This is a genomic window from Luteibacter sp. (assembly GCF_035539195.1).
Classification (GTDB): Bacteria; Pseudomonadota; Gammaproteobacteria; order Xanthomonadales; family Rhodanobacteraceae; genus Luteibacter.
The window spans coordinates 48,382-68,179 of sequence record NZ_DATLIW010000032.1; the positions used below are offsets into that span (position 1 = coordinate 48,382).

Consider the following 19,798-nt stretch of genomic DNA (forward strand, 5'->3'; position numbering starts at 1 on the left):
TCGGCTCCTACATTCTGACGGAGGGCTACTTCTTTGCCGCGATGATCTCGCTCAGGTAATCCGGCGTTCCCTCGATCCGCACCAGATGCGGATACTGCAATCCACCGTGATACTCGACGGGAACCGTGCGGAACCGCCCCTGGTACTTCACCGTCAGCTCGATCGGCGTCTTGCTGCCCTTGGCCGCGGTGATCGCATCGGTGAGGGCATCCTTCGAATAGGCCGCACCGTTCACCGCGACGATGGTCGCGCCCGTGCTGATGCCCGCCTTGAACGCAGGGCCATCCCAGCGCACGTCGTTGACCTTGCCGCTCCCGGTCAGCGTCAGGCCGATCGACCAGGTGAAGTTCAACAGGTGACGGGACGATTCCGGGCGGCTGTCGTACTGCTTCTCGAACTCGCTTTCCTTGTCGTCGTAGACCAGCTTCCAGCCCGTCGCGGCCAGACCATCCTGCAGCGGCGGATTGACGGTGTACGCGCGCTCCTTCAGGAAGCTCGCCCAGTCGAACTTGGCCACGCCATCGAGCGCGGCGACCACGTCGTCGAAGGTATAGGTCTTGGGCACATAGCTGCCGTTATCGACGCCGAAGAACGCGCGTGCGAAGTCATCCAGCGAGCTCTTGTCGTACGTCAGGCTGCGCAGCTTGGCGTCCACGGCCAGCCACATCATCTGTCCGCCGCTGTAATAGTCCTCGCTCATCTGCCAGCTGCGATACGGCAGCGGCGAGCGGCGGGCGACGACGGGATCATTGGTGGTGTCTTCGAGCGTGCGCCACTGGAAGCCCTCGCGGTTGCGCTCGTAGTTCGCCGCGACCATGGCCAGCCCGTCGCGGAACTCCTGCGGCGTCCACATGCCGGCACGCGCGGTCAGGACGAAGCCCCAGTACTGGGTCTGGCCCTCGTACACCCACAGCAACGAGTCGCCCATCGGGACGTTGAAGTTGGGTGTCCACAGATCGGCCGGCCGACGGAACTTGCCGTTCCACGAATGCGTGTACTCGTGAGCCAGCAGGTCGCGCTCGGATGCGTTCTCCTTCCAGGCGGTGAAGTAGTCGGCGCCCATGCCGTCTTCACTGGACTGGTGGTGCTCCGTGCCGTTACCGGCCAACTGATCCGACAACGAAAACAGGAAGTCGTAGTGGTCGTAGTGGTGCGAGCCGAACAGCTTCGTCGCCTGGGTCACCAGGTTGCGATGTACCGTCACCTGCTCGGGCGTCATCTCCAGGTACTTCGGTTCATCGGCGACGACATCCAGGAACACCGGGGCCTTGTCGCCCGGGTTGAGCGCGACGCGCTTGAAGTACTTGCCCGCGTATACCGGCGAATCGACCAGGTTGTCGAACGTCACCGGCTTGAAGGTGGTGGTGTCTCCCGCCGTCGAGGCCGTTTCCAGGGCGGTACCGAGCTGCCAGCCGTGCGGCAGTGTCACGCTGGGCGCGAAGGTGATGCCGCGCGTGTAATAACCCGCCGGATAGAGCGCCACCTTGCTCCATTCCATATACGTCATGCGGTCGGTGATCTCGAAGTCCGCGTCATCCGCGCGCTCGGACAGGTACTGGAAGTCCGCGTCGATCGTGGAGACGTCCGCCGGCACGTCGAGATGGAAGGCGTAGACGTTGTACTTGTCACGCCTCCACGCGAGCGGCTTGCCGTTGGCGCTGAGCTTGAGGCCAGCGAGCATCGCGATCGGACCGGTCGGCGAGTGATCGCCGGGAATCCACTGCGGGTACAGCAGGGTCAGGGCGCCCGGCTTCACCGGTATGGACTCGTGGACGCGGAAGATGCCCTGCACCGTGTCGTTGGCCTCGACGCGAAGCGTCACGGTGCCGACGTAGGGCGTGTCCTGCGGCGGCGGCACGTCGTCGGAAGGGAGCTGCTGCGCGGTAGCCGTGCCGGCGGCGAGCGCCAGGGCGAGGGCCAGGGAGAGTCGCGAGAACTTACGAAGCGTGACAGCCGGCAGACCGGCGAAAAGGACTGAGTGCATGAAAGGCTCGGCGAATGAGGGGACGGGGACGCACGCGAACGACGCGTCCGCCCTTAATCATAGACCGGCCGTCGTCCTCACCGGCGCGCAACGATCGCCACTTGCCGCACAACAATTCTCGGTGAGATAACCGACCAGCCCATCCACCGCGGCGATCACCGGCGCGTAGTAGATGAAGCGACCACTCTGGCGGCTGGTGACCAGGCCCGCATGCAGCAACTCCTTCAGATGAAAAGAGAGCGTGGCGCTGGCCAGGCCCAGGCGCTCACCGATGACGCCGACCGGCAGACCGTCCGGGCCCTGTTCGATGAGCAAGCGGAAAATCGCCAGCCGCGACTCCTGGGCGAGTGCGGAAAGAACCTTGATGGCATCGGCGGTTTGCATGACGGGCACGGCTTGGTTTCGATATTTCTAGAATGATAGAATCGTTGTCATCGAGCAACCCCGGAGCGCGTCGTGACGCCAGTCGATCTTCCCCACCTCACCGGCGACCTGCCCCGGCCCGAGTGGGAGCGCCTCACCATCGAGGGCGACGGCGGTCATCCGCCGCGCATCCTCATTCTCTACGGTTCTCTGCGCCCGCAGTCCTTCAGCCGCAAGCTCGCCTTCGAAGTGGAGCGCATCCTCCAACACCTGGGCGCCGAAACCCGCGTCTTCGACCCCGCCGAGCTGCCCATGCTCGACAGCGTGCCGGCCAGCCATCCCAAGGTGCAGGAGTTACGCGCGCTTTCCTTATGGTCGGAAGGTCAGGTGTGGATCAGCCCGGAGCGGCACGGCAGCGTCACCGGCGTGTTCAAGAACCAGATCGACTGGCTCCCGCTGGAAGATGGCAGCGTGCGGCCCACCCAGGGCAGGACACTTGCCGTCATGCAGGTGTGCGGTGGCTCGCAGTCGTTCAACGTGGTCAACGCGCTGCGCGTGCTCGGCCGCTGGATGCGCATGGTGACGATTCCCAACCAGTCCTCTGTCGCCAAGGCATGGAACGAGTTCGACGCCGCCGGCCGGATGAAGCCCTCGCCGTTCTACGATCGCGTGGTCGACGTGCTGGAAGAACTGATGAAGTTCACGCTACTCGTCCGTGGCCGCAGCGATTATCTTGTCGACCGCTACAGCGAGCGCAAAGGCGCCGCCGAAGCCCGAGCCCTGGCCGCCGCGGCGGCCGTCGTGGAACCGACCTCATGAGCATGAACGCAACGATCTATCACAACCCCCGCTGTGGCACCTCGCGCAACACGCTGGCGATCCTTCGTCATGCCGGCATTGAGCCGACCGTGATCGAGTACCTGAAGACGCCGCCGGATCGGGCCACGTTATTGCGTCTTCTGGTCGATGCGGACCTCACCCCGCGTGAGGCCGCGCGTCAGAAGGAAGCCCTGTTCGGCGAGTTGGGCTTGAACGATCCCTCGGTCAGCGACGAGGCAGTGATCGACGCCATGCTCGCGCATCCGATCCTGATCAACCGGCCTTTCGTCGTGACGGAGAAAGGCACGCGTCTGTGCCGGCCGTCCGAGGTGGTGCTGGAGATCATTCCGCCGCTGGCTACTCCCTTCACCAAGGAAGACGGCGAAGTGGTGGGCGCAAAACCGAAGGTTTGAATCACCGCTTCGTGCTCGCCTGAGCGTGACGTAACATGCCTCAGCCAAAGACGCCCTGGGGAACGGCCATGCTCTCGGAAGACGAACTCGCCCTCCTCGAGGCCATCCGCGAGACCGGTAGTCTCTCGCGCGCCGCGGCAAAGCTCGGAAAGGCACCCTCGACGCTTTCCAGCGCGGCACGCCAACTGGAAGAGCGCTTCGACGCCCTGCTCTTCGACCGGCGGCGCTATCGACTCCAGCTCACCCCGGCTGGGCAGCTCCTCACCAACGAGGCCACCCGCCTCCTGGAGGACCACGCCCGGCTCACGCAACGCGTCAAGCAGGTAGCCAACGGATGGGAGGACCGGCTCTCGATCGTGACCGACGAGATCCTCGAGTTCGAGCTGCTGTTCCCGTCGCTTCGTGCCTTCGACGCCCTCGACTCCGGCGTGCAGCTGCGCCTCACCCACGAAGTCCTGGGCGGTACCTGGGAGGCCTTACGGGAAGGTCGTGCGGACCTCGTTGTCGGCGCGACCAATGAGCCGCCAGCCATTCCCACGCTTCGCTGGCACGAGCTGGGTGTCATGGAATGGGTCTTCGCCGTCTCCCCGCGGCACCCGCTGGCAAAGACCGCGGAGCCGTTGCACGCCGACACCATCGCGAAGCATCGCGCGATCGTCGTCGCCGACTCATCCCGTAACGCCTCGCGCGGCTACGGCACCGTCGGCGGCCAACGCAAGCTCGCCGTGCCCAGCATGCGGGCCAAGGTGCTTGCCCAACGCGAGGGACTCGGCGTGGGATGGGTGCCCAGGCAACGCGCCCAGGCACTGATCGCCGCCGGGCAACTTGTGGAGAAGCGCGTGGCCGACCCGCGCGAGCCCAATACCCTGTACGTGGCCTGGCGCGGCGACGCCGAAGGCCGCGCGCTGGCCTGGTGGGTCGAGCAGTTTCGGCAGCCCCGGCTGGCCAAACGCCTGATCCAGGGGCTACCGATCAGCGCCTAGCGCGAGGGTCAGAGCTGGCTCATGCCGCCGTCGATGATGATCTCCGTGCCGACGATGAAAGCCGACTCCGGCGACGCCAGGTGCAGCACGGCCGCGGCGACTTCTTCCGCACGACCGAAGCGGCCGACCGGAACCTGGGCGAGGATGCCCGCCGCCGTTTCCTTCAAGGTGGCCTCGTCCATGCCCAGCTTGCCGTACAGCGGGGTTTCGATCGGACCGGGACTGACCACGTTCACCCGAGCGCCCTGCGGGATCAGTTCGGCCGACAAGGTGCGCGCAAACGAAATGAGCGCGGCCTTGGTCGCCGCATACACCGACGAACCCGGCATGCCGATGTGCGCGTTGATCGAGCCGTTCAACACGATCGACGCACCCTTGTTGAGCAGCGGCGCGAGCGCCTGCAACTGGAAATAAGCTCCCTTGACGTTCGTGTTGAAGCTGAGGTCCCAAAGGGACTCGTCCACCTCGGCCAGGCCGGCGAACTTGGCCACCCCGGCGTTGATGAATACAGCGTCCAGACCCAGGCCCAGTTCACTGACCTTGGCGGCGAGGGCGCGGGCATCGGCGATGACCCCCGCGTCATTGCGGATGACGATGGCTTTCTCGCCGAGCAGGGCGGCGGTGCGTTCGAGGCCGGCGGCATCGCGACCCGTAACGAGCACGGTGGCGCCTTCATCGATAAAAGCCTTGGCAACGGCAAGGCCGATACCACTGGTGCCACCGGTGACGACCACGTTCTTACCTGTAAAACGGTTCATGACGTATCTCCGAGAGGGATGGTGATGATTACTTACGGGGTGCGGGAAGGAAACCGGTGAGGGCCGCGATGACCTGGTCCGGCTGTTCTTCGGCGATCCAATGCCCTGCGTTCTCGATCTGCACGGTGCGAACGTTGGTCGCCACATGCTTCATCTGGTCGCCGATGAGCGGACCGAAGCTGCCGGCGCCACCCAGGGCAAGCACCGGCATGGTCAGCGGGGTACGCGAAAACACGGCGTTGTCCTTCGCGTCCTGGCCGAAGGCGCGGTAGTACTCGAAGCCGGCCCGCAGGGCACCCGGCATGCTGTACTTGCGAACGTAGTAGTCGTCGACTTCCTTGGTGAACGCGCCGGCGTTGACGGCCTCGTTGTTGTGGAACCACGGCAGGAATTCGGCGACGTGATCCTGGACCAGCAGCTCCGGTACATCGCGCTGGCCGAAGAAGTGGAAGTGCCAGACGCGATCCGTGCCGATCAGTTTGTCCCAGGGATCGATACCGGGAAGCGGCACGTCCATGATGGTGTACGTGCGCGTTTCATTCGGAAACTGGCTGGCATACGCATACGCCACCATGCCGCCCATGTCGTGGCCGACCACGCTCACGTCCGGGCCGAGCTTCAGCGCCGCCACCAGGGCGTGGATGTCCTGGGCGATGTTGGCCTTCTCATAACCGCCCGCGGGACGACCGGTGTCACCCAGGCCGCGAAGGTCCGGCGCAAGGACGGTGTAACCGCGGTGGGCCAGCGCCGGCATGACATAGCGCCACATGTAGGACGTCGAGCCCCAGCCGTGAAGCAGCACGACCACCTGGGGACCGCCGCGGGCGATCAGGTAGTGATAGCGAACGCCGTTGACCTCCTGCTTGCCTTCATGGACAAGGGCCTGGTCGGCCGCCGGCGGGAGGGGCGCAGCCTGGGCGTGCGATGCCACCGGCGAAAACAACGCCGAGGCACCGAGCCACAGGGTGGCGGCATAGATCCAAGGTTTCATGGCAGAACTCCATCGGGGAAGTGCTGACCATGCTGCGCTGGTGATCGGGGGAAGACGTCCCAAGACACCGATGAACACGTTCGATAGGTCCGAACGTGTTCTCTACCCCCTCAAAACGAGAAGGGCGCACGACCCACGAGGTCGTGCGCCCGAGGATCGCTTACGGCGTCAGGCCCGCATCGATCGCGCCGGCATACGCTGCCGAGAGCGTCTTACCGTTGTACGTCTTGCCGGCTACATCGTCATAAAGCCAGAGGAAGGCCCCGGTAATCGCGCACTGCCCTTCCCAACCGGCGATCTTGGTTTGGGCGCTGGACACCGTGTCGCCACCGATCGACGAATCGCCGATTCCCGGATAGACCGGCACCCCGCCGAAGTCCCAACCCGAACAGGGGCTGTTACCCGCACCGCCGGCGTAGGCCTGCAGGTGCACGCCATCGACCGTACCGGCACGCTGGCTGTTGATCTGCGTGACCACGGACTTCCAGTAAGAGGCGTTCGTGTAGGCATCCGGCATGACGTGGTAGCCAAGCTTGCCGAGCATCACGGAGAACGCCACGGTCGACGCGGCGTCGTAGCTGTTCTCGTCATCCAGGTCGATCGCATCGATCGAAGGGATGGCCTGCTTGAGCGCCTGGAAGTTGCGGTAGAGCGTGCTCTGCGTACCCGTGCCACCACCGGCGCCCGTACTGTTCACAAGCGCCTTGATGTCCTGGAAGTCGCCGACGTTCGACGAGCCGATGCTGAAGGTGATGCGCTTGACGCCAGCGGTCTTGAGGGCAGCCAGGTTGGACACGAAGCCGGGATACGTCTGGTTGCCGATATAGGCACCGTTGGAAACGATGGGGAATTCACCGTTGAGGTTGAGATCGCCATTCGCCTTGACCTCGACGCTCCACACGATGACTTCGGTAAAGCCGGACTGGCTCAGCTCCTTGATGTTGTTGTTGGCGTTCTTGTAGATCGGTCCGCCGCCGAAAATGCCTATGTAACCGGTGGTATCGGCGAGCGATGCGGAGGAAACGGTCAATCCGGCGATCGAGAGAAGCAAAGCAGCTGTGATGCGCGTGCGCTTAAACCGAGACTTGAGACTCATTAACCTGCTCCGATGGTTGTCTATGAGCTGACGCCACTACCCAACGCGCACTCCGAATTCCTTCGCTGTCGGAGCGATGTTCCGCGTTACCCCGTTGATGGCGTGTCGTATTTTCCTGCTGATTTAGATCGATCTAAACCAGCACGGCAAACTGTATAGATGTCTGTTCGGTGGCGCACGCTGCGATGCAAAAGGAAGGTGATCTGGGTCACACTTCATCGGCTCTCAGGAAACAGACATCCGCCATTGCGGACCAGCGCCTTTACCCTTTTTGGCCGTCTGCATCGGGCTTCGGCTTAGTCGAGAAAGGAACTCCTTGGCGCCCCCACGTACGACTTCGAATCGTGCTTCGCGCTCCGAAGGACGTGTTGAGCACCACGGGGATGAGATCCAGGCCCTTCTCGGTCAGCGTGTAGAAGTCCTTAAGCAAGGACATTGGTCGCGATGCCCTCCTCCGACTTCAGGAACTCGCCATACGTCTCTGACGGGCGATCGGCCCCGTAGCGGTTCAACAGGTCGCACCCGCCGTCACACTCTGCGCTTTTGTCAGGAGACCCAGTTCGTCCGGCTCGAAACGATACGCCAGCCCCAACGATCGTGAGACATAACGGCTGTCATCGAAGCTGCGCAGACCACGCCGCAGTAGTAACCGTACGTGACGTCGTAGTTTCCGTCCGGGCGCTTTAGCGGGAGGCCAATGCCGATGTGGTAGTCCCCTTGCGTGGCGCCGCTTACCACTGTTCCGCTTGGCGCGGCGCTTGCCGGAAGAATCTTGATGCCCGGAATCTGTGCCTTGGCGATGGCGGTTGCCGGGATATCGACAGGTTTTTCAGCCCCCGTGCTGACGCTGACGTACCAGGTGCTTCCGTAGCTTCGTGGAGCAGGCGTGCTGTTTGGCGCCATCTTGAGCAGGATCGTGAGCCACAGGTCTTCAAGGTCCGGTGGCGGGCGCAGCTTTGCTTCGTCGCTCGCCTTGGCGGCCGCAACCGGATCGGTCACTCCTGGCACCTGGTGGGCTACGCGACTACTAAGGTCCACGGCCTGGATCTGAGAAAGAATGGATGTGTCGTTGGCATAGACGGGCCTGGCCATGAAAGCCGCTAGGGCCAGCGCCGGCCAGCGGGCATGGACGCCAAAGGTGCGAGCGATCGCTGTTCTCATAAACGCCTTCCCTTTCCCAATGCTCCTGTGGGCTTGAGGATAAGCATACGCGACTTGCTAAAGATTATTGGCGCCTCGCCGAAATGCGTAACGGAGGATCACAACGAGTGATTCAATACTCATGGACAAGAAGCCAAAGGAGCGGGAATGCCAAGCCACGTATCGTTGCACGAGCTTCAAGAGAGACTTTCCGCATCTCGCGAAAGGGTGTTCCATGATCAAGGGACGTCGCCGAAGCGCCGTGCGATGCTCATCATCATGGTGGTCTCCTACGTCGCAACCACCGTAGCCAGTTTCACATTCCGGCAAGACCTTCGCTGGATTGGCCTAGTTACGCTTGCCATCGAGTTCCTCGCCGGTGCTGTCTTCTACCGAGACATGCGGCGAACAAGAGCTATGGATGACAAAGAATGGTTGCTCGAATACGACAGGCTTGCCACCGAGGATGGCGAGACAATTAGTTGGGTTGCCACTTTTGAAAGAGCCAGCATTGTGCGCTCAATTCAAACATTGAAAGAGCGAGCGCTCACCGAAGAGATGGCCTTCGGCATGATCTTCGGGCCTACAGCAGGTCTCGGATTGCTTGCAGGACTGGGCATCCTCTACACCCAAGCGGATGCCATCCTTTCAAATCACCTTTCGACGTTGAGCGTCGCCCTGCGAGCGTTTGTAGCGACGCTCATAGCGGTGATGTACATAACGAGCTGGAGGATTTCCTTTCAGCGCACACGGCGCGATCGGATGAAGCTGATCCTGGAGTTTGGGCTCGAGCAGCTGGAACCCGATTTGGCGTCGAGCCCATCCTGACCACCTGAAGTTCAGCTCAGTCAGGGTCCACCGACTCACTCGTGAAACGGTGGAAAGGTGGCGAACGCTCGGGAATATGTCGACACGCAAGCACTGGCGCGGGCGTCCGAGAGAGACTCGGATTAGCGTAAGCGAACCCGATCCGCAATCTACATTTTCAATATCACGGAGAACGGGAGGTCGTCTTCCAGATCGGAGTACCGATACAGGCCGCGCACCATCACTCCGTCGTCCATGAGCCGAAGGTCGTCGTCCTCCCACGCCCATGCCGAGTATGCGCGCTTGGCGTTTGGGACCACCACCTCGACATCGGCTTCGACGGATCCGTCATCGATCTGAAGCTTCAGAACATGCAACTCGCCTTGATTTGTTGACTGAAACGAGCTCGTGCTGAGCTGAACCAGAACGTAGAGATACTCAGCCTTTCGTACGCAATGTGTGGCGCGACCTTCGTAATAGAACTTAGGAATACCGAGAGGCTTTCCCCAATGCACGTTGCGGTTAGTCGCGCCTGCGAGATAGACGAAGGGGCGATTGTTCATACCGTCTTCGTCACCCACCTCGCCCACTACACAGTTCTCACCGTTTCCAATTGAGGTCGACGCGCGCTGGTTGAAGCGCACGGGAATCTTTGCCACAGCTACGGAGTTCGCATTCGGCGATACCGGATCACGCGGCCTTCCATGTGCTTCCACGACGCCATACATGGCCACGCCTAGAGTGAATATTGCCGCAAGGCATTTGAGCTTCATGCTGTTTTATATCCAGGAAATGTCAAACACAGATCTACGACACGCGTTGTCATGGTGGCTATCAAGGCGAATGCCAGCCCATCCAGACATGCTCTGGTCACTCGGGGCCATGAGCACGACCCCGGCAGCCGTTTCATCTCAGCAGTCGCTGTTTCCGACTCGTCATAAAGCTCGCGGGTCCGACCAGTCAGCTGCCTTCTTGGCCGCCGCCTCCACCTTCGCGTAGTACGCCAGCGCGGTCTTCTGTACAGCTGCCGGCAGCTCCTTGAAGTTGGCGCTCGGCGTCTCGGTGATCTCGTCGGTGTCCTGGTTCGGCAGGCTACCGCGGATGGCGTACTTCTTGTCCTTGTAGACCATGATCAGCTTGACCACGGTGCCGTCGAGGCCATCGCAGGCGATCCAGTACGGAACTGTGACCAGCGCGTTGCCGTCACCAGCGTCAATGACGTCGACCAGTGGCATCAGGAGCTGGAGCCCACAGAGTTGAGTACTGTTGGTGTCCTTGATCTCCCACTTGGTCAGGTAGCCGCCGTGATCCTCAAGAAATCCGTAGGCATGCAAGGAGACGTAACTCTTGTCGTCGATCGATGGGCCGTTCTTGCTGGCACCAAAAGCGAAGATGCGGGCATTGCCGTACTGATCTGGGTACTGCAGGCCCTTAAGCAGCTGGCTTCCGTTGGTGTAGTAAGTGGCAGCGCCGTCCCGGTCGTCCGGCTGAAGGGGCGCGACTCCCAAGGCACCCGCCGTGGCGGTGGTGACTATGGTGTAGAGGGCCAGGGCAACGAGGCGGAGCTTCATTCGCATGGAGGTTCATATCCGTGGATTCGAAGGCTGAAAGATAGCGGATGCACCGGTCGTTCCGCTGCCCTACGCAAGTGCGCGTCGGTGAACAACCCCTGGGAGACCACCGCATCGTCGATCTTGGCAACGTTGGTTGCATGATGCGGGTCGAGAAACTTGTTGTTTCCCGTCCCATCGAACGCCGCGATGAAGAGCCTCTCGTTTCGATGACGCGCGCGGACCAGGATGGGTGCCCGGAGTTCGCTAAGCATGCCTTCGGCCTCTTTGAAGCGAGCGAGGGTCTCCTGCGATGCAAGGTCATGCCCGACGCCGTCGTGCGGGGCGCCGTCAATATGCAATCGAATATCTTTCACTGCGAGCACTCCTTGCTCAGTAGGTACGGGTCCAGGCAAGGATGATGTCGTCGCGGAAGTGACTGTGGCTGTTGCCAGGAATCTGTTCCGCTTCGGTCGCGACGATCGCTCGCATGTAGACGTTCACGACAGCGTCGTTCACCTCTACGAGGAGGTCGGGACTCACTGGGGATAAGGACGTGGTGGCCAACCAGGCCTCCTTGACCTCGTCACGCCCTACCTTGTGAAGGATCAGGCGCTCCTTGAACAGCACATCAAGGTCGATGGACGTGCCGTGCCGCCGGCCGTCCAGGGAGCCCCATTCAATGTCGACGGTGCTGGTGAACGTCTTGCCGCGCACGGGACTAATGCTGTGGCTACCAGTCCATTGGTCGCGCCAGGACTCAAAGGGAGGAGGCCCGGAGGGCTTGTCTATCGGAGTGCCGTCGTACTCGTACTGACGCGTCCCGAACTGATGCCCGTTGTAGATGATGCTGCAGTAGAGCGAGTTGAAGCACACCGCATGAAAGCCGTGACGGTGAAAGCGTAGCGGCCACGGATGTTTTCCATACAGTGGCCCGGCGAGCTCTGGGATTGGCTTAAACGATGTCATCTAGCGAAGTCTCCAAAATCCTTTTATCAGTCGGACCTAAGTCGGACAGGCGAATGCGTCCTGCCAACTTTGAGGTTCGCAAGGATGCAGTAGCAAGACGGCAAAGCGGAGCGCCAACAGGGCAATCAGCCACTTTTCAGAATTCTTCTATTCACCGTGGCTGCGATTCTCATACCCGCCCTGCCCGCTCCCACGTCAAACGCGCATGCGCCTCCGCCGTACAGCGCGCACCCAAGCGCGTCAGCGCACTGATGGCTTCAAGTCCCAACGCCATGCGGTTGCAATCGACCGTATCGGCCTCGTGCACGAGTTCGGCCAACAGCTCGGTGAGGCCTCGGGCGTATTGCAGCCACTCGGTGGCCTGGTTCAGGAGATCGTGGGTGGAGGTTTCCGCTTCACTGATGGCACTCATGGTCTTCTTCCTTTCGGGTGGCCGCGCGCGCCCAAGTTGCGGCACGCCGAGCACAGCGCGGCGTGCCGCGGACCATAGGACTCGCGGGATGAACGGCTGCCCGTGTCCGGGCGCCGGCGGCATGCGTTGACGAAGTGGATCGCGGCGTCAGCCCTGACCACCCACCCAAGCGGCTACGTGCCGGGTAGGACAGCCAAGAAAGATCTTAGAAAAGCGGCCGCCGCCGCGGTTCTTCAACCGTGTCTGCGCGGTAGGCAGACAGGCCGGTAACCGTTGGGGGTGTCGCCGAGGGGATTCGGCGGGCGAGCGGGTGCCGTATGATCGGGGGTAGCCATTATCAGCTCTCTGCTAGTTGGTTATGGTCAGCAGGCCGGGGGTGTTACAGCACTCCCGGTCTGCGCTTTTCACCGCTTTGAGCGATGGTTGTCTGCGCGGCTTTGATGGCGACGACGCAGGCAACGGAACGACCGTAGCAAAACAACATTGGGTTGTCTGTAGGTCTGGCCCTTAATGCGGACCTTCAACGGGCCAATCGCTAGTTCGTGGCTACGACCTCCCCCGTATTCCGCCTGCACGGCAATGTCCAGTCACGGTAAACTGCCCGCCAATCTACGGGCGCCCCTGGGACCTCGCCACGACCGCGTCGGGACTCGATTTCGCGGGGGGATGCCCTCCTCGCCAATGAGGTCCGACCTGGGGCGGGAACAATCCCTTCGGAGAGCCCAGACGGCACCTTTTAGCAGCACAATTGCACCACGAAGAGACCGGACGGCCTAAGAAAGATGAACCAGATCGCCCTGTCGAAGGTCGTGCCAGCGGGTATCGCGGGATCCGTGAGCCAAGGCCGGCTCGACGTATCGGAACGCTCCCGGCACAGCAGACTTCCATGGCGAGGGCAGTTCTCGCCGGAGCTTGTCGAATACCTCTTCGAGCTGGTGGGCCATAACGTCACGACGGCATACGATCCGTTCTGCGGAAGCGGAACCGTCTTGTATGAGGCGCTGGGCTTTGGCTTTCATGCCATCGGAACGGAGATCAATCCCGCTGCCTGGCACCTGGCCGTGCTGTCCCGCTATTCCAAGCTTGGCAAGCCCGAGAAGCTCGCCGCAAAGGCGGACGTCGCGTCATTCGCGATGGTGGCTACCCGGTACGCCAATGGGTTGGAACACCTCGGTGTGCTTGAACACATCCAGTCCCATGAATTGCCTTTCTCGCGACTGGCGACGGCGGCCTGCTTCATTCTTGCGATGGGCAACGGGCAAAGCTACTCAGAGAACTCGATGACCCGCGCCTGCCGATCGGTGCTGGACATGCTCGACGAAATGGACGCCACGTCATTCATGGCCGACTGCGTCCTGGGAGATGCCCGAAGCTCGTCCCTACCCGACGCGTCGATCGATCTGGTTGTGACGTCCCCGCCGTACATCAACGTCTTCAACTACCACCAGAACTATCGGCCCGCCGCCGAGCGCCTGGGGTGGACGCCCCTGAAGGCGGCGCCTGCGGAAATTGGTTCCAACCGCAAGAACCGATCGAATCGCTTCCACACGGTCACCCAGTACTGTCTCGACATGCGGGCGTCGCTTTCCGATATCGGCCGGGTGATGCGAGAGAACGGTCGCTTGGTAATGATTCTCGGTCGGACGTCGAACGTCCTCGGAACCTCGTTTGAGAATGGCGAGATCGTCAAGAGACTTCTCGCAGACATGCACTGCTTCAACGTGGACGCACACGAGACGCGGAGCTTCTTGAATCGGTTTGGGGAAGAGATCAAGGAAGATATGTTCTTCGTCACCAGAAACAACGCAGACGAGAATCGGAACGGCAGCGCCTACGGCATCGCCCTGGACACGCTCGTCAACGCAAGGCCGACGGCCCCCGACAAGAGCAAGGCGCTTCTTGACGAAGCCATCGAGAAGTCGAGTTCCGTTGCCCCGTCGCCAGCCGTAGCACTGGATTTCCCCGCTTATTTCGCCTGACCGAGGTAACTATGGAAGTGATCCGCACGAAGGCGCACGGCAAGAAGCTGGACGCTCTTCTGAAGAACAAGAACTTACCGAAGGCGGACAAGAAACGCGTAGAGCGAACGATCGAGGCCTACAACGCCTGGATCGCTGCGATGAAAGCCGCCAAGGGCAAACCACGTAGCGTGCTGGCTTCGCATGTGAAGGCTCTTAACAACTACAAGAAACACGTCGATCTCGAGCTTATCTTCGATTCTGAAAGCGATTTCCTGTATAGGCAGAAAGGCCAGCTGAAGCTCGACAACACGATCCTCGAAGAGTTTCTGCCGTACCTCTTCGATGACCGCCTGTTGCCCGGCCTCAAGAGAATCAAGAATCTCAGTGCGGGGCCGCACGCTTCTTTCGCTGGCTTGAGCTTCGCCTCGCCGTTTGTCGCCCTGCACGTTGGCGGCGCCAATATCAAGCTGAAGAACCAGGATTTCTCGGTCACCAAGTCTCATCGCATGACGATCACCGATGAGCCAGGGAACGGATCTCCCTCCTTCAATGAAAAGTTCTCCGTCTCGCATTTTGCCGCCGAGATAAAGACGAACCTCGACAAGACGATGTTTCAAGAAGCGTCCGCAACCGCGGCCGAGCTCAAGAAGGCCGTGCCTGGCTCGAAGTACATCCTGCTTTGCGAATACCTCGACATGACGCCGATTACGACGAAGTTGACGTCGATCGACGAGGTTATCGTCCTTCGAAAGGCGAAGCGCCTCACTTCGAATACGCGGGCAGAGTTCGCGACGACTGCCGGACGTAAAGCCTCACGTGCTGAGTACGAGACGTTTCTCGACAAGCATCCGCTCGACATCAAGTGCTTCGAGCGCTTCGTGTGGCATCTGGAGGAGTGCTTTCCGGAGAAGGAGGCTGATGCCGAGGACATCGTCTTGGGTCGGGGATATTTTTGACTGACCTTCCCTCCCTCATTGGCATGACTGAGAAGGGCGGTTGAACGCTAGAAAGCAGAGGGATCGAATCGTGCGGTCGGATTCTATTGACGAGCTTCCAAGCGACATCGAGCGCGCGTGGCGTGAATTTGAGCCGCTTCTAGCTGGTCGATGGAAGCGTGAATTGATTGAGAAGCTGAGCAGCACCAGCGACAACAGCGAGAAGTCGCGTTCTAATTCCGACTGGATTGACCCAGAGGCCCCGGCTTCACGCGAAGAATGGATGCGCGCACGCCTCGCATTTCAGGCATCGATAGAACGTCGCTTCAACGACTGCGAGGCAGTGGTTCGAAATGCGGTGATCGAGACAATCGTCCGTTTTGCGAAGCCCCGCCCCGAACTGGCTGCGGCGGCACTTGAGACGTCCCGCGGGAAGTTTATCGAGTTCGCTGCCGAAATGAAGGATTCGTGCATCGACGAATGGCTCGAGATCAACGCGTGGATGCGCAGCGGAAGGAGCTACACCCACCTGCCGACGATGGATCAGGAACGCACAGAGCTGGATGGGATCGCACAGATTGCTGAGCGATGGACGGCGTCAAAACTCTGGATCGACGTGGGCAACGCGTGGCACGCACAAGACTCAGTACGCGCGGCGAGTGCGTCGGCGTCCGCGGCGCATCGCTCACTATGGATTGCTGGCACAGCCGCGGTCATTGCGTTTGGTAGCCTGGCTTTCACTGTCTACAGCCAACTAAAGCCTTCGGCTCAGCACAATGAGGTCACGGTCAAGATGATCGGGCCGCCGACGACGGAAGGTGGCGCGACTGATCCACTCAAATCCGCCCCCGCTGCCAGCACCGAAGCGATGCCCACTAAGCACGAGCCGGACTCGCGATCGCAGCCTGTTGGCAAACATCAGTCCTCCGGCGATATCTCCACGCCTGGCCACCGGTGAAGGGAGCGGAGGCAAGTAGGTGACCGACTCGGCAAATGCCGAACTGCGTAAGTTGTCTGCGGACGATGTTCACGGCCTTGTCGTCGAGGCCGAGACAAAGGCACTCAGCCGTATACCGCCGTGGCCGCGGCCTTGCAGGTCGCCCGGCAACGTCGGTTCATAGCAGGTCGTCGGGCTCTGCGTCGACGGTAATCGGCTGGACCAGCTCGGGCCGATTGTTTCTTGGAGAGCCAACCGCCTTCGGCACGGGGTAAGACACCAGTTCGGCCTCCGGAACCGCGGCCAGAAGGGCGGCGGCTTCATCGACGGTGTCGGTCATCCATGCCTGCCATACATCGGGCGGAAGGATCACCGGTTGGCGATCGTGGATGTCCCCGGAAACCTTCCCCGGTGCCCCGGTGATGATCGTGAATGTCTTGAGCCAGTCGTCGTTCTCGGACGGGCGCCAGGCCTCCCATACCCCGGCAAACATCAACAGGTGCCCGGCCGGATCATGGATGAAATACGGCTGCTTCCCAGCCGACTCCACGCGCCATTCAAAGAAGCCCGAGGCGGGAATAAGGCACCGCCGCTTCTTGAACGCGTTACGGAAAGCGGGCTTGGTGGCGACGGTTTCAGCCCGGGCGTTGATCGTCTTGGCGCCGAGCTTGGCGTCCTTGGCCCACGATGGAATCAGGCCCCATCGCAGCAGCCCGGCTTCGTAGCCCTGCTCGCCATGGGTGACCACCAGGGCCCTGTGGGTTGGCGCAATGTTGAACGCGTCATCGCGCTGATTGATTTCACTGACGAGATCCAGATCGAGCTCGTCGAGCACCTCCCGCGCCTGGCGGGAGACGGAAACGGGGCCGTAGGTGGCGTAGCGTCCGCACATGGGGGGAGCGTACGGCGGGGGGCGTGATCGAAGAGGCAATGCGGTCTGGATGAAGCCAAGACTGGGGCCTGGCTTTTCCCCTGAAGGGTGGGGTTCGCCTCCATCCGACCCTCGCGATATTGACTTGGTCTGTTTGCGAGAGCTATCGAGGGCTCGCGAATCCGACCCGATAGACCGATGGTACGAAAAGTCCAGCAAACTCCTTGTACGGGTCTCGGACGACCTGCAGGCGACGCCGCCCGGGCGATAGGCAGTTCGCGACGAGGTACAGGTGGTACGCGGGGCCGTGCTGTTCTGAAGCGTACAACTCGTTCGCTGTCATATCGAACGACGGGAATGTCTCGCCAACCGTGGACTTCACTTCAATTCGAACAAGCTGACCGTGTTCGTCAAGATGTTCGATGTCCCATCCTGGCGTCTGACCGTCATTGGCCACCCATCGGACCGTCGCAGCCTGCGAGGGTGGCAACGTCACACGCAGATGCTCAATCGTCGCCAGTTCTCCAGCATCGCCAATCATCTTCGCTCGAAGCGAAAGGCGCCTCGACTGACTGGGAGCACTGATAAGCGATCCGCGTACCCGCTTCATCACGGGCTTGAAAAGGTTCGTCGCGTATTCGATCTCCTGCCCCGTTTCAACTGGAGGCGGCGCGGAGAAATAGCGTTCAACCTCATTACCGGCGAGCGAATCGATAGAGTGCGCCCTGACAAACTCGACGACCCAGTCGTCGAAGCTTCCGAATTCCGCAATCGCACGAGAAGCTCTCTTCTCGTCAGCCAGCCGCATCGATGACAATGGATGTGATGCCATGTAGTTGGCTTCATGAGCGAGGCTCGCCGCCAACTGGCCTGTACTCGCCTTTATACGGATGGGCTTGTCTATGAAGTAAGGAAGAAATTCATCGTTGTCCCAAAACGCGCTCGAGGCAGCCGTTGCATAGCCCTCCTCTACCGTTCGATTGACTCGAGCTGCCCAACAGTACTCGCCACTCGATTCAATCTTTGCGTAAAAAAGACACACATCCCCCGGAATCATCTGCGCCCACAGTTCACGATTTCCCTCGTTGCGAGGAAAGCCCCAAGCGTAAACGTCAGCTTCCGGCAGAACGAGATCAGACGGAAGAGCGCGCCGACGTTCGGAACTGACTGGTGACGTCAGTGTCTTTGCGTAGTTTTCCTGCGCTGCCCGGTTGGCCGCGGGAACGATGAATACGGCCATAGTCGCTCAGTACTCGGTGTATTTCTTTGCCGAGCCGTAAACGAGCTCCGCCGGGTACTTCTCACCGTTCTTGATTATCTTTGCCTGTATCGATGCCTCCAGATCAACCCCGACCTTGTCGGCGAGCCGCAACAGGTAGATCGCGACATCCGCGAGTTCTTCCGCGACGTGTTGCTTGGAAACTTCGTCGTCGGCAATTCGAGAGGCGGCGTCATCGCTCAACCATTGGAAGATCTCCAACAGCTCGCTGGCCTCGACAGACAGTGCCATCGCCAGATTCTTAGGACCATGAAACTTGTCCCATCCCCTGGCATCAGCGAAATCTTGCAATACGGCCTGTAGCGCCTTTATGTCCATACCGCCCCCGTTTGGCGTCAAAGTCCCGGCGACCCTCCTGCCTCCGCGAACAAGCCGGACCGGGCGCTTGGAGAATTATCTCAAATCTCGGGGCGAATTAACGGTGCGAAGCCCGAAATCTCGGAGCGCATTCGAGGGATCGTCGCTTGTCGTGGCCGCAGGGCCTTAATAGCCAAGGCCACGTCCACCTCGACCACGCTCTGGATGAGTGGGCGACCCTCGGCCGCCTGTTCGGCTGAATCCCTGTAATGACCCACTGAAATCCTGCTCAGGTGTCACTTTCCCAAGGGAACACTCCCATGAGCATCGTGATGGAAGAAGAGATCAAGCGCTGGACGGCCCGCCGGAAGTCGGCGCTGGTCCTGGAAGTGATTCAGGGTAAGACGTCGATTTCGGAAGCCAGTCGCCAGTTCGACCTGCCGCCCTCGGAGATCGAAGGCTGGGTCGAGGACGCGAAGCGCGGCATGGAGAACGCGCTGCGCGCCAAGCCGGAGGATGTCCGCGAGCAGTACGAGCGGCAGCTGAAAGACCTGCAGGAAGCCTACGGCGAAGCCATGCTGGAACTGCGCGCCGGAAAAAAACTGAACTCCCTGCTGGGCAAGGACGAGACCTGATGACCTCACTTCAGCAGGGACTGCGTGCCGATGGCTTCGAGGTGTCTATGGTCAAGCTGTGCCGATGGTTCGGTGTCGCACGGCGGACGGTCTATTACCGCCCGACCAAGGCGCCTCCGAGGGTACAGGAGGTCCTCGCTGTGCCGGTCAAGGACCTGTTGGAGGCCGAGCCTTCGTTCGGCTACCGGGCCGTCGCCGGCCTCCTGGGCATAAACAAGAACACGGTCCAGCGCATCTTCCAGCTCAAGGGCTGGCAGGTGCGCAAACGGCCCATCGGACAGCGTCCACGTATCCAGGCATTGCCATCGGTCGCCTACCGGCCGGACGAGCGCTGGTCGACGGATCTGTGCCGCGTCTGGGGCGGCAAGGACGGCTGGCTCAGCCTGGCGCTGGTCATTGATTGCCACACCCGCGAACTTCTTGGCTGGCATTTGTCGCGCAGTGGCAAGGCCAGCACGGCCTGCTTGAGCGCATAGGCCATCTGCTCCTCGGTAAAACGCGACTTCTTCACGCGCTGATTCCTCGTTTGGTAACGGGGCCCAGACGGCCGAAGTCCCTACTTTACGACGAGCCAGTTATCAGGGGCTGGGTCACGCCA

General features: G+C 61.1%; 23 protein-coding genes. 9 read left to right on the forward strand and 14 right to left on the reverse strand.

Features of this window, described 5'->3' with window-relative positions; translation table 11 throughout:
* Positions 1-25 precede the first annotated feature (25 nt).
* Positions 26-1,984: a peptidase M61 gene (locus VM621_RS12465; RefSeq protein ID WP_325469284.1), complete on the reverse strand. Its 1,959-nt coding sequence runs from the start codon at positions 1,982-1,984 to the stop codon at positions 26-28.
* 57 nt (positions 1,985-2,041) lie between these two features.
* On the reverse strand, positions 2,042-2,368 hold the full coding sequence (locus VM621_RS12470) for a metalloregulator ArsR/SmtB family transcription factor (protein WP_325469285.1): 327 nt from the start codon (positions 2,366-2,368) through the stop codon (positions 2,042-2,044).
* 72 nt (positions 2,369-2,440) lie between these two features.
* Between VM621_RS12470 and arsH the strand changes: the two genes are divergently transcribed.
* The 3 genes from arsH to VM621_RS12485 all read left to right on the forward strand — a co-directional run bounded on the left by arsH (position 2,441) and on the right by VM621_RS12485 (position 4,562).
* Positions 2,441-3,166: an arsenical resistance protein ArsH gene (gene arsH, locus VM621_RS12475; protein ID WP_414674530.1), complete on the forward strand. Its 726-nt coding sequence runs from the start codon at positions 2,441-2,443 to the stop codon at positions 3,164-3,166.
* A gap of 2 nt (positions 3,167-3,168) precedes the next feature.
* Positions 3,169-3,579, forward strand: a complete 411-nt coding sequence (arsC, locus tag VM621_RS12480; protein WP_325469357.1) for an arsenate reductase (glutaredoxin) — start codon at positions 3,169-3,171, stop codon at positions 3,577-3,579.
* Between the two features lie 68 nt (positions 3,580-3,647).
* Complete coding sequence (locus VM621_RS12485) at positions 3,648-4,562, forward strand: LysR family transcriptional regulator (RefSeq protein WP_325469286.1); 915 nt, start codon at positions 3,648-3,650, stop codon at positions 4,560-4,562.
* A gap of 8 nt (positions 4,563-4,570) precedes the next feature.
* On the opposite strand, the gene VM621_RS12490 is transcribed toward VM621_RS12485, so the two are convergent.
* The 4 genes from VM621_RS12490 to VM621_RS12505 all read right to left on the reverse strand — a co-directional run bounded on the left by VM621_RS12490 (position 4,571) and on the right by VM621_RS12505 (position 8,568).
* Positions 4,571-5,320 (reverse strand): SDR family oxidoreductase, encoded by a 750-nt coding sequence (locus VM621_RS12490; protein ID WP_325469287.1) that lies wholly within the window; start codon positions 5,318-5,320, stop codon positions 4,571-4,573.
* Between the two features lie 28 nt (positions 5,321-5,348).
* Complete coding sequence (locus tag VM621_RS12495; RefSeq protein WP_325469288.1) at positions 5,349-6,311, reverse strand: alpha/beta hydrolase; 963 nt, start codon at positions 6,309-6,311, stop codon at positions 5,349-5,351.
* A gap of 160 nt (positions 6,312-6,471) precedes the next feature.
* Positions 6,472-7,341: a hypothetical protein gene (locus tag VM621_RS12500; protein WP_325469289.1), complete on the reverse strand. Its 870-nt coding sequence runs from the start codon at positions 7,339-7,341 to the stop codon at positions 6,472-6,474.
* Positions 7,342-7,953: 612 nt separating this feature from the next.
* On the reverse strand, positions 7,954-8,568 hold the full coding sequence (locus tag VM621_RS12505; protein ID WP_325469290.1) for a hypothetical protein: 615 nt from the start codon (positions 8,566-8,568) through the stop codon (positions 7,954-7,956).
* A gap of 147 nt (positions 8,569-8,715) precedes the next feature.
* On the opposite strand from VM621_RS12505, the gene VM621_RS12510 reads away from it, so the two are divergent.
* Positions 8,716-9,375 (forward strand): hypothetical protein, encoded by a 660-nt coding sequence (locus VM621_RS12510; RefSeq protein WP_325469291.1) that lies wholly within the window; start codon positions 8,716-8,718, stop codon positions 9,373-9,375.
* 149 nt (positions 9,376-9,524) lie between these two features.
* On the opposite strand, the gene VM621_RS12515 is transcribed toward VM621_RS12510, so the two are convergent.
* The 5 genes from VM621_RS12515 to VM621_RS12535 form a co-directional block, all read right to left on the reverse strand.
* Positions 9,525-10,127: a hypothetical protein gene (locus VM621_RS12515; RefSeq protein WP_325469292.1), complete on the reverse strand. Its 603-nt coding sequence runs from the start codon at positions 10,125-10,127 to the stop codon at positions 9,525-9,527.
* Positions 10,128-10,289: 162 nt separating this feature from the next.
* A complete protein-coding gene (locus tag VM621_RS12520) occupies positions 10,290-10,931 on the reverse strand; it encodes a hypothetical protein (protein WP_325469293.1) in 642 nt (213 codons plus the stop codon).
* Positions 10,922-11,281 (reverse strand): hypothetical protein, encoded by a 360-nt coding sequence (locus VM621_RS12525; protein WP_325469294.1) that lies wholly within the window; start codon positions 11,279-11,281, stop codon positions 10,922-10,924. Before VM621_RS12525 ends, VM621_RS12520 begins: the two co-directional genes overlap by 10 nt.
* A gap of 16 nt (positions 11,282-11,297) precedes the next feature.
* Positions 11,298-11,873 carry a hypothetical protein gene (locus tag VM621_RS12530; protein ID WP_325469295.1) on the reverse strand — a complete coding sequence of 192 codons (576 nt, stop codon included), beginning with the start codon at positions 11,871-11,873 and terminating at the stop codon, positions 11,298-11,300.
* A gap of 169 nt (positions 11,874-12,042) precedes the next feature.
* Positions 12,043-12,285 carry a hypothetical protein gene (locus VM621_RS12535; protein ID WP_325469296.1) on the reverse strand — a complete coding sequence of 81 codons (243 nt, stop codon included), beginning with the start codon at positions 12,283-12,285 and terminating at the stop codon, positions 12,043-12,045.
* 782 nt (positions 12,286-13,067) lie between these two features.
* Between VM621_RS12535 and VM621_RS12540 the strand changes: the two genes are divergently transcribed.
* The 3 genes from VM621_RS12540 to VM621_RS12550 all read left to right on the forward strand — a co-directional run bounded on the left by VM621_RS12540 (position 13,068) and on the right by VM621_RS12550 (position 16,139).
* A complete protein-coding gene (locus tag VM621_RS12540) occupies positions 13,068-14,264 on the forward strand; it encodes a hypothetical protein (RefSeq protein ID WP_325469297.1) in 1,197 nt (398 codons plus the stop codon).
* Positions 14,265-14,275: 11 nt separating this feature from the next.
* On the forward strand, positions 14,276-15,202 hold the full coding sequence (locus VM621_RS12545) for a Bpu10I family restriction endonuclease (RefSeq protein ID WP_325469298.1): 927 nt from the start codon (positions 14,276-14,278) through the stop codon (positions 15,200-15,202).
* A gap of 70 nt (positions 15,203-15,272) precedes the next feature.
* Complete coding sequence (locus tag VM621_RS12550) at positions 15,273-16,139, forward strand: hypothetical protein (protein ID WP_325469299.1); 867 nt, start codon at positions 15,273-15,275, stop codon at positions 16,137-16,139.
* 157 nt (positions 16,140-16,296) lie between these two features.
* Here VM621_RS12550 and VM621_RS12555 read toward each other — a convergent pair whose 3' ends face one another.
* The 3 genes from VM621_RS12555 to VM621_RS12565 form a co-directional block, all read right to left on the reverse strand.
* Complete coding sequence (locus VM621_RS12555; protein ID WP_325469300.1) at positions 16,297-17,010, reverse strand: SOS response-associated peptidase; 714 nt, start codon at positions 17,008-17,010, stop codon at positions 16,297-16,299.
* Positions 17,011-17,152: 142 nt separating this feature from the next.
* On the reverse strand, positions 17,153-18,229 hold the full coding sequence (locus VM621_RS12560; RefSeq protein WP_325469301.1) for a DUF3883 domain-containing protein: 1,077 nt from the start codon (positions 18,227-18,229) through the stop codon (positions 17,153-17,155).
* 6 nt (positions 18,230-18,235) lie between these two features.
* The gene (locus tag VM621_RS12565) at positions 18,236-18,586 is read right to left on the reverse strand and encodes a nucleotide pyrophosphohydrolase (RefSeq protein ID WP_325469302.1); all 351 of its coding nucleotides are present in this window, start codon (positions 18,584-18,586) and stop codon (positions 18,236-18,238) included.
* A gap of 299 nt (positions 18,587-18,885) precedes the next feature.
* Here VM621_RS12565 and VM621_RS12570 point away from each other — a divergent pair, with 299 nt between their 5' ends.
* Positions 18,886-19,200: a DUF1153 domain-containing protein gene (locus VM621_RS12570; RefSeq protein ID WP_325469303.1), complete on the forward strand. Its 315-nt coding sequence runs from the start codon at positions 18,886-18,888 to the stop codon at positions 19,198-19,200.
* Positions 19,200-19,676, forward strand: coding sequence for a DDE-type integrase/transposase/recombinase (locus VM621_RS12575; protein ID WP_325469304.1), 477 nt, complete (start codon positions 19,200-19,202; stop codon positions 19,674-19,676). The genes VM621_RS12570 and VM621_RS12575 overlap by 1 nt, the downstream gene beginning before the upstream one ends.
* The last annotated feature ends 122 nt before the right edge of the window (positions 19,677-19,798 follow it).

Bases quoted from the DNA above. Each gene is read 5' to 3' on its own strand.
- VM621_RS12465 (WP_325469284.1), bottom strand. From the start codon at position 1,984: ATGCACTCAGTCCTTTTCGCCGGTCTGCCGGCTGTCACGCTTCGTAAG.
- VM621_RS12470 (WP_325469285.1), bottom strand. From the start codon at position 2,368: ATGCAAACCGCCGATGCCATCAAGGTTCTTTCCGCACTCGCCCAGGAG.
- arsC (WP_325469357.1), top strand. From the start codon at position 3,169: ATGAACGCAACGATCTATCACAACCCCCGCTGTGGCACCTCGCGCAAC.
- VM621_RS12485 (WP_325469286.1), top strand. From the start codon at position 3,648: ATGCTCTCGGAAGACGAACTCGCCCTCCTCGAGGCCATCCGCGAGACC.
- VM621_RS12490 (WP_325469287.1), bottom strand. From the start codon at position 5,320: ATGAACCGTTTTACAGGTAAGAACGTGGTCGTCACCGGTGGCACCAGT.
- VM621_RS12495 (WP_325469288.1), bottom strand. From the start codon at position 6,311: ATGAAACCTTGGATCTATGCCGCCACCCTGTGGCTCGGTGCCTCGGCG.
- VM621_RS12505 (WP_325469290.1), bottom strand. From the start codon at position 8,568: ATGAGAACAGCGATCGCTCGCACCTTTGGCGTCCATGCCCGCTGGCCG.
- VM621_RS12510 (WP_325469291.1), top strand. From the start codon at position 8,716: ATGCCAAGCCACGTATCGTTGCACGAGCTTCAAGAGAGACTTTCCGCA.
- VM621_RS12515 (WP_325469292.1), bottom strand. From the start codon at position 10,127: ATGAAGCTCAAATGCCTTGCGGCAATATTCACTCTAGGCGTGGCCATG.
- VM621_RS12520 (WP_325469293.1), bottom strand. From the start codon at position 10,931: ATGCGAATGAAGCTCCGCCTCGTTGCCCTGGCCCTCTACACCATAGTC.
- VM621_RS12530 (WP_325469295.1), bottom strand. From the start codon at position 11,873: ATGACATCGTTTAAGCCAATCCCAGAGCTCGCCGGGCCACTGTATGGA.
- VM621_RS12535 (WP_325469296.1), bottom strand. From the start codon at position 12,285: ATGAGTGCCATCAGTGAAGCGGAAACCTCCACCCACGATCTCCTGAAC.
- VM621_RS12540 (WP_325469297.1), top strand. From the start codon at position 13,068: ATGAACCAGATCGCCCTGTCGAAGGTCGTGCCAGCGGGTATCGCGGGA.
- VM621_RS12545 (WP_325469298.1), top strand. From the start codon at position 14,276: ATGGAAGTGATCCGCACGAAGGCGCACGGCAAGAAGCTGGACGCTCTT.
- VM621_RS12555 (WP_325469300.1), bottom strand. From the start codon at position 17,010: ATGTGCGGACGCTACGCCACCTACGGCCCCGTTTCCGTCTCCCGCCAG.
- VM621_RS12560 (WP_325469301.1), bottom strand. From the start codon at position 18,229: ATGGCCGTATTCATCGTTCCCGCGGCCAACCGGGCAGCGCAGGAAAAC.
- VM621_RS12565 (WP_325469302.1), bottom strand. From the start codon at position 18,586: ATGGACATAAAGGCGCTACAGGCCGTATTGCAAGATTTCGCTGATGCC.
- VM621_RS12570 (WP_325469303.1), top strand. From the start codon at position 18,886: ATGAGCATCGTGATGGAAGAAGAGATCAAGCGCTGGACGGCCCGCCGG.
- VM621_RS12575 (WP_325469304.1), top strand. From the start codon at position 19,200: ATGACCTCACTTCAGCAGGGACTGCGTGCCGATGGCTTCGAGGTGTCT.